We start from the raw sequence: 13,757 nt of genomic DNA, 5'->3' as shown, positions 1-13,757 counted from the left end.
TTATTATGTGGCCAATTTGTCTCCCCCTATGCATCTTAATGATTGAGAAGGCGATTATGCTGAAAAAAATGTTCTTCCCCTTATTGGCTGCGCTGCTGCTCGCCGGCTGCGCCGCCAAAAGCAATACCCTTGAAGTGACCCCGAGAATCGACCTGCCGCAGCAGGATCCTTCCCTAATGGGCGTTACGGTCAGCATTAACGGTGCCGACCAGCGCCCCGACCAGGCCCTGGCGAAGGTGAACCGCGACGGCCAAATAGTGGTATTGACGCCCTCGCGGGATCTGCGCTTCCTGCTGCAGGAAGTCCTGGAAAAACAAATGACCGCACGTGGCTATATGATAGGGCCGAACGGTGCGGTTGACTTGCAAATCGTGGTCAACAAGCTCTTTGCCGACGTTTCCCAAGGCAACGTGCGATATAACATCACCACCAACGCCGACATCTCGATTATCGCCACGGCGAAAAACGGCAACAAGCAGATGAAGCATTATCAGTCGAACTACAGCGTGCAGGGCGCATTCAACGCCAACAACGAAAATATCACCAAAGCCGTTAACAGCGTGTTGAGCGATGTCATCAGCGATATGGCGCAGGACACCAGCATCAGCCAATTTATTAAAGAAAACTCTCATTAATAAGCGGTATCATTCCTATCGACCCTTCCACGTTCCCACCCGCTCCGCGCGGGTGGGCTTTTAACCCACCGGTTAACGAACTGAACGACCTATGCCCAATCGCCATCTTAGCCTTGCAACCCTGGCCCAACCCCGATCGCTGATGTTGCTGTGCCTGGGCTTTGCCTCCGGCCTGCCGCTGGCGTTAACGTCCGGCACGCTCCAGGCCTGGATGACCGTGGCCAATGTGGATTTGAAAACCATCGGCTTCTTTTCCCTGGTGGGCCAGGCGTATGTCTTTAAATTCCTGTGGTCGCCGGTGATGGACCGCTATACCCCGCCGTCGTTCGGCCGGCGGCGGGGCTGGCTGATCATTACCCAATTGTCCCTGATAGGCGGCCTTCTCGCCATGGCGAGCCTCACGCCGGAGCGCAACCTGGGCGCTATGGCCGTGGTGGCGGTCTGGGTGGCCTTCTGTTCGGCGTCGCAGGATATCGTGTTCGATGCCTATAAAACCGATCTGCTGCCGCCGGAAGAGCGCGGAACCGGCGCCGCCGTCTCGGTATTAGGCTATCGCATCGCCATGCTGGTTTCGGGAGGTTTGGCGCTTTGGCTGGCGGACGGTTTTTTGGGATGGCAATACACCTATTATCTTATGGCCGGCTTAATGGTGATTGGCGTGGCGACGGCCTCGATGGCGCCGGAGCCGGATAACGCGATTCCGGCTCCCCGGACGCTGGAGCAGGCTATTGTGGAACCGCTGCGGGATTTCTTCGGCCGCAACAATGCCTGGCTTATCCTGTTGCTGATAGTGAGTTACAAACTTGGCGATGCCTTCGCCGGCGCCCTCAGTACGACATTTTTGATACGAGGGGTGGGTTTCGCCGCCGGAGAAGTGGGTGTAGTGAACAAGACCTTCGGTTTGCTGGCCACCATACTGGGTACTCTGGTTGGCGGCGTATTAATGCAGCGACTGACGCTGTTTCGCGCCCTGCTGCTGTTCGGCGTGCTGCAAACGGTATCCAATGCCGGCTACTGGGTGTTGGCGGTCACCGATAAGCATCTGGCCTCCATGGGCGCGGCCATCTTTGTGGAAAATCTCTGCGGCGGCATGGGGACCGCGGCCTTCGTGGCCCTGCTGATGAGCCTTTGCAATAAGTCCTTTTCCGCCACCCAGTTCGCACTGCTTTCCGCCCTGTCCGCCGTCGGCCGGGTCTATGTGGGCCCCATCGCCGGCTGGTTCGTGGAACTCCATGGCTGGGCCTGGTTCTATCTGTTCTCCGTCGTTGCCGGCGTCCCCGGCCTGCTGTTGCTGATAGTGTGCCGGGATACGCTGAGCTTCGCCCAGGAAACCGGCGACTTTCCCAGACGCGTCGGTTATGCCGGCCCCTACCGGTGGGCGCTGTGGTTACTGCTGGCCGGCGCCTCGCTGCTTGCGGCGGGCCTGGTGCTTATGCTGGCGCAGTCGGCCGGATGGCTGGACGCCACGCCGGTGACCGGCTATTGCTGGCAAAGCGGCGCCGCGCTGATCTCCCTGGCCATACTGGCGGGATGCTGCTGTGATTTTGCGTCGATGCGGCGTTCACAGGATGCCGGCTGATAGGCCAAAAAATAGACTAAATAAGAATTTCTCCTCATCTCTTTGCCGTAAAAACGTCTCTTATTGCTATACAAAAAGGGCTTTTTTTGTATCTGATTTTTATTATCGCAATAGGGCAGGAAGGTTATAGTTTAACAACTTTACTATTGCGGGAGGTACATATTTGCTTTTTTGTAGCTTATTTGTCGTTAAATGCTATTTTTATGTTAATGTAATGATAAGAACACCGCCGCGTTATTCTTTATGAATCGAGAATATTTGTTCTGTGGCTTATTTTTCTCTAAGCCTTTGTGAGTATTCATATTTTGTCATAATTTTCCAAGCCAATGATATCTTTCACATCGAGCGGAAACATGTTTCTGACATAACCTTAAGCATGTTTACAGTACTGCAACCTTCCCGTAAAATGCCCACACACAAGAAACGACATTAGAGCCCTTTTTTATTGAGGTCGTTAGATGAGACTCAGGAAATACAATAAAAGTATAGGGATTCTGTCATTGATTTCCGCCGCCGCTTTACTGAGCGGTTGCGATATGGCGTTAATGAATCCCAAAGGACAGATCGGACTGGAGCAACGTTCACTTATACTGACTGCCCTCGGGCTGATGTTGCTGGTAGTCATACCTGCTATCGTCATGGCGGTGGTCTTCGCCATAAAATATCGCGCTACCAACACCAAGGCAACGTACAGTCCCAACTGGTCCCACTCAGGTAAAGTGGAACTGGTGGTCTGGACCGTGCCGATTCTGATTATCATTTTTCTGGCGACACTGACCTGGAAATCAACCCATGCGCTGGATCCCGGCAAACCCATCGCATCCAATGCCAAGACCATCAATATCGAAGTGGTGGCGATGGACTGGAAATGGCTGTTCATTTATCCGGAGCAAGGTATCGCCACCGTTAATCAGATTGCCTTCCCGGTGAATGTGCCGGTCAAGTTCAACATCACTTCCAACTCGGTAATGAACTCCTTCTTTATTCCCCGGCTCGGCGGACAGATTTACGCCATGGCGGGAATGAATGCCACGCTGCACCTGATTGCCAATGAACCCGGTGCTTACAACGGCATCTCTTCCAATTTCAGCGGCAGGGGATTCTCCGGCATGAAGTTCACCGCGATTGCCACACCGGACCAGCAGGGTTTTGATGAGTGGGTCCAAAAGGTGAAATCGTCGCCGGAAACCCTAAATACCATGGATGCCTATGAACAATTGGCCGCGCCGAGCGAATTCCATCCGGTGGAGTATTTTTCCAGTGTGAAACCCGACCTGTTCGATTCGGTCATCGGTAAATTCATGGGAAAGGGCAAGAGCATGGACATGACCCAGAAAAACGGGATGGACATGAGCATGAGTGAGCACTCTCACGCGGGAACCGAGGAATAACACGATGTTCGGATTATTAACGCTGGATTCGGTTCCGTATCATGAACCGATCATTATTATCACCGTGGCCGCCATTGTCGTTATCGGCCTGGCTCTGGTGGCGGCCATTACCTATTTTGGCAAATGGCAATATCTGTGGAATGAATGGTTTACCTCGGTGGATCATAAAAAAATCGGCGTAATGTACATGATTGTGGCCTTCGTAATGCTGCTGCGCGGCTTTGCGGACGCCATCATGATGCGCTCGCAGCAGGCGCTGGCCTCCGCCGGCGAAGCCGGTTTCCTGCCGCCCCACCATTATGATCAGGTGGTCACCGCCCACGGCGTCATCATGATTATCTTCATGGCGACCCCATTCGTGGTCGGCCTGATGAACCTGGCGGTGCCGCTGCAAATCGGCGCCCGCGACGTGGCATTCCCCTTCCTGAACTCCATCAGCTTCTGGTTTTTTGTGGTGGGGGTGATACTCATCAACATCTCGCTGGGCGTGGGCGAATTCGCCCAGACCGGGTGGGTAGCGTATCCGCCGCTGGCCGGCAAGGAGTATAGCCCGGGGGTGGGGGTGGATTACTGGATATGGAGTATCCAGATAGCCGGTATCGGCACCACTCTTACCGGGGTGAATTTCTTCGCCACCATTATGAAAATGCGCGCGCCTAACATGCCGCTGATGAAAATGCCGGTGTTTACCTGGACGGCATTGTGCACCAATATCCTGATTATCGCCGCGTTCCCCATTCTCACCGTCACCATCGTTCTATTGACCCTGGATCGCTATCTGGGCACCCATTTCTTTACCAATGACATGGGCGGCAACATGATGATGTATGTCAACCTGTTCTGGGCCTGGGGTCATCCGGAGGTGTATATCCTGGTACTGCCGGTGTTCGGCGTTTACTCCGAGGTGGTGGCCACCTTCTCCAAAAAGAGGCTGTTCGGCTACACGTCGCTGGTATGGGCCACCATCGCCATCACGCTTCTGTCGTTCTGCGTCTGGCTGCACCACTTCTTCACCATGGGCTCCGGCGCCAACGTCAATGCGTTCTTCGGCATCATGACGATGATTATCGCCATACCCACCGGGGTGAAAATCTTCAACTGGCTGTTTACCATGTACCAGGGGCGCATTGTTTTCAATTCGGCCATGCTGTGGACCGTCGGTTTTATCGTCACCTTCTCCATCGGCGGCATGACCGGCGTGCTGCTGGCGGTGCCGGGCGCCGACTTTGTCCTGCACAACAGTCTGTTCCTGATAGCGCATTTCCATAACGTTATTATCGGCGGCGTGGTGTTCGGCTGTTTCGCCGGCATGACCTACTGGTGGCCGAAAGCCTTCGGTTACACCCTGAACGAGAAATGGGGCAAACGCGCCTTCTGGTTCTGGATTATCGGTTTCTACATTGCGTTCATGCCGCTGTATGCGTTGGGTTTCATGGGCATGACCCGTCGTTTAAGCCAGCAAATCGACCCTGAATTCCATCCGCTGCTGATGGTGGCGGCCGGCGGCGTAGTCCTTATCGCCCTGGGCATTTTGTGCCAGGTGGTGCAAATCGTTCTCAGCGTCATCCAGCGGGATCAGAACCGGGATCTCACCGGCGACCCGTGGGGCGGACGCACCCTGGAATGGTCCACCTCCTCACCGCCGCCGTTCTATAACTTTGCCCTGGTGCCGGATGTCAACGATCATCGCGACGCCTTCTGGCAGATGAAGGAAGACGGAACGGCTTATCAGAAACCGCTGGCCTACGAACAGATACATATGCCGAAGAATACCGGCGCCGGCGTCATTATCGCCGCCTTCAGCCTGTTTTTCGGCTTCGCCATGATCTGGCATATCTGGTGGCTGGCGATTGTCGGCTTTGCCGGCATGATAGTGACCTGGATTATCCACAGCTTCAACGAAGACGTAGATTACTACGTGCCCGCGGCGGAAGTGGAGCGTATCGAAAACCGGCATTTTGACCAAATTAGTGAAGCGGGCGTGAATAATGTCAACTGAGACCCTGTCAAATCATGATACCGCCCATGCCGCGCATGGGCACCACGATGCGGGAGCCATAAAGGTATTTGGCTTCTGGATCTACCTGATGAGCGACTGTATTTTATTCGCCACCCTGTTCGCCACCTATTCGGTTCTGGTGAACAGCGTCGCCGGCGGTCCGTCGGGCAAGGATATTTTTGAACTGCCCTTTGTACTGGTTGAAACCTTTTGCCTGTTATTCAGCAGCATCACCTACGGCGTCGCGATCCTCGCCATGCACAAAGGCAATAAAAGCCGGGTTATCACCTGGCTCGGACTGACCTTCCTGTTCGGCCTGGCGTTTATCTGCATGGAGCTGTATGAATTCCATCACCTGATAGAAGAGGGTTTTGGTCCTGACCGCAGCGGGTTCCTGTCCGGGTTCTTCACCCTGGTGGGCACGCATGGGCTGCATGTCACCTCGGGTCTTATCTGGATCCTGGTGATGATGGTGCAGGTTTCCCGGCGCGGCCTGAACGCCACCAATCAAACCCGATTGATGTGCCTGAGCCTGTTCTGGCATTTCCTCGACGTGGTGTGGATTTGCGTGTTTACCGTGGTGTATCTGATGGGAGCCATAGGATGAGTCATTCCGCAACCGGACACGGCGGCGCCAGTCACGGCAGCCTGAAGTCCTATTTAACCGGTTTTGTACTGTCAATCATTTTAACCGTCATCCCCTTCGCCATGGTGATGAACGGCTCGGCCACCAAAACCACCCTGATTGCGGTTCTGGTTGCCTGCGCGGTAGTACAAATATTAGTCCACCTGATCTATTTCCTGCATTTGGATTCCTCTTCCGAACAGCGGTGGAACCTGGTGGCCTTTGTCTTTGCAGTATTAATAATCGCGATTCTTGTTGTGGGCTCCCTGTGGATTATGTGGTACCTGAACTACAACTTGATGGGCCATTAAAAGAGCGCAACGGTAATGATTAAAAAATACCTGCAAGTCACTAAACCAGGGATTATTTTCGGTAATTTAATTTCTGTCATCGGTGGTTTTCTTCTGGCCTCAAAAGGCCAGATAGATCACGCCCTGTTTATCGCCACCTTGATCGGTGTCTCGCTGGTGGTCGCGTCGGGTTGTGTTTTCAACAACTTTATCGACCGGGATATCGATAAAAAAATGGAAAGGACAAAAAACCGTGTCCTGGTGAAAGGACTTATCTCGCCGAAAGTCACGCTGGTTTATGCAACCGTGCTGGGTATTGTGGGCTTCGTCTTGCTCTATACGGCGGCCAATCCGCTGGCCATGTGGCTGGCGGTGATGGGCTTTATCGTTTATGTCGGCATTTACAGCCTGTACATGAAACGCAAGTCGGTTTACGGCACCTTGATAGGCAGCCTGTCGGGCGCCGCGCCGCCGGTTATCGGCTACTGCGCCGTCAGTGACAGGTTCGATATGGGGGCGTTGATCCTGTTGCTGATCTTCAGTTTGTGGCAAATGCCCCACTCTTACGCCATCGCCATCTTCCGCTTCAAGGATTATCAAGCGGCGTCCATACCGGTACTGCCGGTGAAACGGGGGATTTCGGTTACCAAACACCATATCACCCTTTATATCATCGGCTTTATGGTGGCCACGCTGATGCTGACGCTTGGGGGATATGCCGGTTACAAGTACCTGATTGTCGCGGCATCGGTAAGCGTCTGGTGGCTGGGCATGGCCTTGCAGGGTTACAAATCAGCCAACGATGATAAGGTCTGGGCGCGCAAGCTGTTTATATTTTCCATCGTCGCCATTACCTCGCTGAGCGTCATGATGTCGGTGGATTTTATGGTCCCGGCCAGTAACAGCTTGTTATCCTATGTATGGTAATTAATGTCTGCTAAGTAGTCTTTTACGGCAAAGCCTTGCTTTGCCGTCCCCCTCGCCCAACCGGCCTCTTTCCCGAATCAATGGCGTTTTGCCGTAACATCTGTTAAAAGACATTCCATTTCCCCCGCTTCAGAATGGCTGTAAAATAACCCGCCTAGGTATCATGAGGTAAGAATGAACGACAATAAAATGACCGGCACCGAACTACGCGCCACCTGGGGTTTGGGTACGGTTTTTTCATTACGGATGCTGGGCATGTTTATGGTGCTGCCGGTCCTTACCACTTACGGGATGGCGCTCCAGGGAGCAAGCGAGGCGCTGATCGGCCTGGCTATCGGTATATATGGACTGGCGCAGGCGGTATTCCAGCTGCCTTTCGGGCTGATTTCCGATCGCGTCGGCCGCAAACCGCTTATCGTAGGCGGGCTATTGGTGTTTGCCCTCGGCAGCGTGATAGCCGCCATGACCGACTCAATATGGGGCGTCATACTGGGACGTGCCCTGCAGGGTTCCGGCGCTATCGCCGCGGCGGTGATGGCGCTGTTATCGGATTTGACCCGGGAACAAAACCGCACCAAAGCCATGGCCTTTATCGGCATCAGCTTTGGCGTTACCTTCGCCATTGCCATGGTGCTGGGTCCGATTATTACCCATGCCCTCGGTTTGCACGCACTGTTCTGGGGTATCGCCATTCTGGCGTTGATGGGTATCGTATTGACCCTGCTGGTGGTGCCTAACGCCGATGCCCATATTCTCAACCGCGAATCCGGCATCGTTAAGGGCAGCTTTGCCAAGGTACTGGCCAATCCCCAGTTATTAAAGCTGAATTTCGGCATCTTCTGCCTGCATGCGTTATTGATGTCCAGTTTTGTCGCCCTGCCCCCCATGATGGTTAACGCGGGACTGCCGGCCGCCGAGCACTGGAAAGTCTATCTGGTGACCATGCTGATTTCGTTCGCCGCCGTGGTTCCCTTTATCATCTATGCCGAAGTTAAAAGGCAGATGAAGCGGGTGTTTATGGGCTGCATTACGGTCTTGATGCTGGCTGAGATCGTTTTATGGTCCGCCGGACTGCATTTGTGGACCATTTTCATCGGCGTGCAGCTGTTTTTTCTGGCGTTTAACGTGATGGAAGCCATATTGCCCTCATTGATCAGCAAAGAAGCGCCGGCCGGTTACAAAGGCACCGCCATGGGCATCTACTCCACCGGCCAGTTTCTCGGCGTCGCGGTGGGCGGCAGCCTGGGCGGCTGGCTGTTTCAATTGTCCGGTGCCGGACTGGTCTTCTTGACCGGGGCGGGAATTTCTCTGATATGGTGGCTGGTAAGCAGCCGGCTGCGTGAACCTCCCTATGTCAGCAGCCTGCGGCTGACCCTGTCCGCGCTGGCGGTAAAAGACGGCGGACTGGAGCAGCGATTGAAATCACAGCCCGGGGTTACCGAAGTGGTGGTGGTGCCGGAAGAGCAGAGCGCCTATGTCAAAATCGATACCAAACGCACCAACCGAATTGAGCTGGAGCGTCTGGTGGACGCGCTATAAATCAGTTGCCTTGCTGCCTGTGGCTATATGACAGCCGAGGAGAGGCTCAGTGACGCGCCGGCGGAAGCGGCTCGTATGAATAGGTATTCCCGGAAAAGAGATTTTTTGCGCTAAAAGGAACTTCCGATATCTCCTCCAAAATGACCCCGATGCGTTTTCTTGGAAATATATATTGTGATATCCCATTGGCGATACTGATGCCCTTGACGCGAAAATACGTTTTCGGCGGATAGAGATATTCCACTTCATCAAGCGCCGTGCTGGCGGCCAGAGGTATAAGCGGGGTGCATTTTTCACCGTTGTCGATTCGATAGATAACTAATGCTTCCAGACCTTTTTCAATTTCCGGGCCGTCTTCCGCGGCCTGTTCAGCAAAAAGCCGCGCAAACGCATCGTCCCCCGACACGCTCATCAGTTGCGGATAATTGGTCACAATGTCCCCCACGATAATATCATGAAGCCAAGGAATGTGGTGGCCCTGCCGGTATTCCGCGATACGCAGATAGCCTCCGCGCTGCCTTGGTATATCCGCGCGCAAAAAAGCCATAAGACCGTCATAAACCTCTTTTTCGTCCGCAGCGAAGGGTAAGCCGTCCCGCAATTTTTGGTTGATCTCGACGTTGATAGGCCTTTTGTTCAAGCGGGTGAGGTTAGGCGAACCGTCACTGTAGCTTCTGACGTCATCTTCAACCAAAGACCAGGTACGTACCGCGGTTTTTTCATTTTCCAGTAATCGGGCAAAGGCGCGCTCATATTCAGTGGCGTCTAGGCTGTTCTGATGCAATGAGATGCCGATTTCCGGAAAAAGCACGGATTCGCTGTCCCCATCGCCGAAGGTTTTAATATAAAATTGCTTAGGTAAATTCTTTTCCGCCCTATAGGCGGCCCGCCAGGACCGTTCAACGCTGCCTGCCGCGCCCCCCTGCGGGTAATGATGCATAGGGGGGCGATTGCCGTGGCCACTGGCTGGCGAAAGTATGACTTCACGCAGTGATTCATGAACGTGTTCCGACAGATGTCTTTGCTCGTTCATCCATTGCCTGCCCTGTATTTTTGCGCCGTGGCCGCCTAACCCCTGGGTTCGAAGATTATCCAGCCTTTTTGCCAAATCAAGGGGGATGGGCACCAAGGTTTTATCGGCGGACAATGTATATTTACGGCCAAAGATATCATTGTTTACGGGGTTTACCCGGACATAGATTTCTTGCCCGCCAGGCGTTTTCTTCTGGAGCTTTACCACCGGCACCTGCAGTCCCGAGGCGGACAAACGTGCCGTATCACAAAGTTTTGCCGGGGAAGTGATGGATTGCCCGATTTTTTTCCTTTGCAGGGCTGCAAAAAGTTTTTTTAGCGCCGGGGCAGATCTGCTTGCAATGCCGACCCCTTTCGTCACCTGTGTGACTATTGCGCCGCTTAATCGCCCGGCCATCTCCAGACCTGGATCGAACAGGCGAAGAAATTCGATGCCCAAGTCGGTTAGTGCCAAACGATTTAGCTCACGGGAGGCGGGCAAGATAGCAAATCTGGAAAGAGCGGGCATCGCTTTTTTCATCGCCATTCGCAGGGATTGCCTGGCGGCAAAACCACTTACCGCCTCACCTAATGCTATCCTTGCACCATAGCCGAAGGTTTTCGCGGCCTGGGTGCTCATCATTAATCCCTTGACCGCAAACGGACCCACCATCACGATATCTGCGCTACAGGCCACGACAGCTTCCTTTTCCTCCGCCGCCAGGAGGTGCATTGAGCAATCATGGAAAGGTATCAAAGATAAGAAAAAAGTCCGGGTCTTCTCCGCCGCCGTTTTTTCATAACCTTCGTTATTCAAACTAACGTATAAAATGTCACGGTGAAGCTGGCTTAACTGTGCCGCCAATACCTTAAGTGATTGCTCGGGCGACTGCAAAAGAGCGCGATCTTCCTTATGCAAAACAAGTCTGACATCTTTATCGAATTCTAATTCAGGGGAAAAATTCTTCAATAACTCAAAATAGGCTTTCAGATCATCATCAGTTCGTTTTATCCGATAGCCGTCTTTTTCCTTGATTAATGCATAGACTCTTTCTTCATTATTTTTACTCGCCGCGAATATATCGACATCCTGCCTTATAGCCAAGTTAACATATTGAGAAAAAGCCAAATAACCCAAGGCTGTTTTTGGTTTAATGCGGTGTGCGAAGCTCACTCTGGTTTTTTTTATCTCCGAAAAAGCCAGAAATTCAAGTTCGCCAACATCGATAGCGGATATCACTTTGTAAATAATCCTTTTATCAACGTTTGCGAATGCGTCGGCAATATCGGCGTTTTGCCTTTCATATATTGAGTCTAGACTCGGCAATGGCCTATCGGCGTTAATAGCCCCGGAGACGACGTCAGCACAGGTTAAGCCGCTATTATAGTATTTATAGTATGAAACGTAGGGCATTTCGTCTTTATTCACTACGTGACAATATGTATCAATCACCTTTTCAGCAAGCTGCGACCTGGTTTGATAGGATGCTAGCGCTTCAGAGAAATAAGTTACCGGATCATTCGCGGCATTGAATTTGTCACAGGCCAATAAATACTCTTCAAGAATAGCTTTTTTTATGCCGGAAGGCTCAATGATATTATTGATATCAATGACGTCATCAGTATCTATGCTATGTTTGACATGATAAAGCATAGCTGGCAACATAAACAATTTAAAAAGGGAAGGGTCAGAAAGACCTTCTTTTAACATGGAGTCCAATACAATACCTAAGGATAATAGCTGACTGGCCGAAATTGATTGCAGATTGATTTCAGCGCCCATGGCAAAGCATAGGCCTGCATGTAGATATCCCCATTCAACAGACCCGATAGAATAGTGCACCGATGGGTCAAGAATAGCATCAAAAAAAAATGTCGGCATAATCGGCAAGAAAATATTATCGGCAATGAACTCTAAGGCGCCCCCCTGCAAACCATCCGACCCGCTCATGCCGGTATTATTTGTAAATCCTTGTCGCACTTTTTGAAGAAGATGAATGGCGAAATTCTGTGGTGAGGTCACGTTACCCAAGGATTCATTTCGGTAGACCTTGATAAATTCATTGACAATAAACGCTTCAATACCTTTCTCAAAAAGCAATGAATGCATCCAGGCAGTCACCGTTTTTTGCTGATTAAATTCGCTCATTTCCTCATTTTTTTTAGCTCCCATCAGACCTGAATGTCTTAGCATACGTCTGGCGACTTTTTCCATTCCATTGCTATTCGTATTAATATACTTCACCACAGCATTAATTAAATCCGCGTTTCCCCACGGCTGTTTGCCATTCATAATATTTTTATTAATCAAAAAACTTTTAATATTTTTTGTGGCCAAGGATCCAGACGGTAAATAAAGAGAAGCTGACTCATCATTGTTTCCGACGCTGCGTCTCAGGTGATGCCTGGGAAAAATGCTATCATGGCTATCGATTTTAACCAAAATCGCATCAGGAAACAGGGTAGTGTCAGCGTTATTATCAGCCGATGCGACCGGCATTCCCAAGACAGACTGGCCGGACAGCGGTCCGGCGCCGCGTTGAAGGGGATTATTCCCTGCCGCGTTAACGTGTCCCAAGCTAGGCTGCATCGGCGAAAAAGCCGATGCGTAGAGTATTTGCAAGGCGAGGTTTGTTAACTTTCCCTTGTGACGGACTTTTGGCGGCGCCAAAGCTATATTTTCCGGCTTTCTTATGCTTTTTAGCGTCTCAAAAAATCGCAATGTTTCTTCATATTCTTGTGGGTTAGCTTCATTGGATAATAATTCTCTATTTATAATATTATCAGATGTTTTATAATCAGAAATATACATAGCAATTCTCTTTGTGAGTTTAATTCAGTTTGACTCTACTTTTTTTTAATAAGCGCCGCCAGAATTTTATTTCACATTAAAGAAATGAGTTTTGTTCTATGCAGAGTGTAATTTCTTTTTTTAATCTATAAAGCTGCTAGAGAAATAGTAGTTTAATCAATTATTGCAAAACAGAACTTACGCGTGACGCCCGGCTGTAAAAAAACCATACCCACGTCTCGATCCCGGCTTGGATTCTCCCCGCCATAACCATAAATCCGCTCTCCGGCAGTGTAGCCAAAGAGCGGAACGCCGATATCTGTTCAGGCCGGGCAGCGGGTAGGGCCCCTCAATCGCGAAAATTGGTGAACTGGAACGGCTGGCCCAGCTCGCCGCCTTTGACCAACGCCATGGCGCCCTGCAAATCATCCCGGGATTTACCGGTGACCCGCACCTGTTCGCCCTGGATCTGCACCTGCACCTTGAGCTTGCTGTCTTTGATCAGTTTCACCAGCTTTTTGGCCAGAGTGGACTCTATACCCTGCTTGAGCTTGGCCTCGATGCTGTAGGTTTTGCCGCTGCGCGCCATCTCGTCGGGCAGTTCGATAGCCCCGCCCTCGATACCACGCTTGGCCAGCTTCTCCCGCAGTATCTCTACCAATTGCTGCACCTGGAAATCGGATTCGCTGGTGGCGGTTATGCTTTGGTTTTTTTCATTCAGCTCAAAACTTGCCGGCACGTTGCGAAAATCCCAGCGGGTGGATAATTCCCGATTGGCATTTTCCACCGCGTTACGAACTTCTTGCATATCTATTTCTGAAACGATATCAAATGAGGGCATAATGTTTCTCTTTCAGTCTCACCATGGCAAGCATCATACCTGCTTGGTTTGCCGGATACAAAAACCAGTGGTCGCCCATTGCCTGCCCCCGGCCGGCGGCAATATGTCCCATATAGCGTAAATGTCTAT

10 protein-coding genes are annotated in these 13,757 nt (G+C 51.7%); 8 read left to right on the top strand and 2 right to left on the bottom strand.

What is annotated here, in order from left to right:
- The first annotated feature begins 56 nt into the window (after positions 1 to 56).
- The 8 genes from ACL2XO_RS08080 (at position 57) to ACL2XO_RS08045 (ending at position 8,985) form a co-directional block, all read left to right on the top strand.
- Entirely contained in the window at positions 57 to 635 is a 579-nt protein-coding gene (locus tag ACL2XO_RS08080) for a lipoprotein (RefSeq protein WP_132922936.1), read from the top strand.
- Between the two features lie 91 nt (positions 636 to 726).
- Positions 727 to 2,214 carry a muropeptide MFS transporter AmpG gene (ampG, locus tag ACL2XO_RS08075; protein WP_413742525.1) on the top strand — a complete coding sequence of 496 codons (1,488 nt, stop codon included), beginning with the start codon at positions 727 to 729 and terminating at the stop codon, positions 2,212 to 2,214.
- A 458-nt stretch (positions 2,215 to 2,672) separates the two neighbouring features.
- A complete protein-coding gene (cyoA, locus tag ACL2XO_RS08070; RefSeq protein ID WP_132922938.1) occupies positions 2,673 to 3,605 on the top strand; it encodes a cytochrome o ubiquinol oxidase subunit II in 933 nt (310 codons plus the stop codon).
- 4 nt (positions 3,606 to 3,609) lie between these two features.
- Positions 3,610 to 5,604 (top strand): cytochrome o ubiquinol oxidase subunit I, encoded by a 1,995-nt coding sequence (gene cyoB / locus ACL2XO_RS08065; RefSeq protein WP_413742524.1) that lies wholly within the window; start codon positions 3,610 to 3,612, stop codon positions 5,602 to 5,604.
- Positions 5,594 to 6,211 carry a cytochrome o ubiquinol oxidase subunit III gene (locus ACL2XO_RS08060; protein ID WP_132922940.1) on the top strand — a complete coding sequence of 206 codons (618 nt, stop codon included), beginning with the start codon at positions 5,594 to 5,596 and terminating at the stop codon, positions 6,209 to 6,211. The genes cyoB and ACL2XO_RS08060 overlap by 11 nt, the downstream gene beginning before the upstream one ends.
- Complete coding sequence (locus ACL2XO_RS08055) at positions 6,208 to 6,540, top strand: cytochrome o ubiquinol oxidase subunit IV (protein WP_132922941.1); 333 nt, start codon at positions 6,208 to 6,210, stop codon at positions 6,538 to 6,540. The genes ACL2XO_RS08060 and ACL2XO_RS08055 overlap by 4 nt, the downstream gene beginning before the upstream one ends.
- 15 nt (positions 6,541 to 6,555) lie before the next feature.
- The gene (gene cyoE, locus ACL2XO_RS08050; RefSeq protein WP_132922942.1) at positions 6,556 to 7,446 is read left to right on the top strand and encodes a heme o synthase; all 891 of its coding nucleotides are present in this window, start codon (positions 6,556 to 6,558) and stop codon (positions 7,444 to 7,446) included.
- 174 nt (positions 7,447 to 7,620) lie between these two features.
- On the top strand, positions 7,621 to 8,985 hold the full coding sequence (locus ACL2XO_RS08045; protein ID WP_413723632.1) for an MFS transporter: 1,365 nt from the start codon (positions 7,621 to 7,623) through the stop codon (positions 8,983 to 8,985).
- Positions 8,986 to 9,031: 46 nt separating this feature from the next.
- Here the strand turns inward: ACL2XO_RS08045 and ACL2XO_RS08040 are convergent, their stop codons facing one another.
- Both ACL2XO_RS08040 and ACL2XO_RS08035 read right to left on the bottom strand, forming a co-directional pair.
- Entirely contained in the window at positions 9,032 to 12,808 is a 3,777-nt protein-coding gene (locus tag ACL2XO_RS08040) for a hypothetical protein (protein WP_413742523.1), read from the bottom strand.
- A 328-nt stretch (positions 12,809 to 13,136) separates the two neighbouring features.
- Positions 13,137 to 13,628 (bottom strand): YajQ family cyclic di-GMP-binding protein, encoded by a 492-nt coding sequence (locus tag ACL2XO_RS08035; protein ID WP_132922945.1) that lies wholly within the window; start codon positions 13,626 to 13,628, stop codon positions 13,137 to 13,139.
- Positions 13,629 to 13,757: the final 129 nt, after the last annotated feature.

Source organism: Sodalis sp. RH15 (assembly GCF_047324255.1).
Taxonomy (GTDB): Bacteria; Pseudomonadota; Gammaproteobacteria; order Enterobacterales; family Enterobacteriaceae; genus Acerihabitans; species Acerihabitans ligni.
This window is presented reverse-complemented; position numbering and strand designations above follow the sequence as displayed.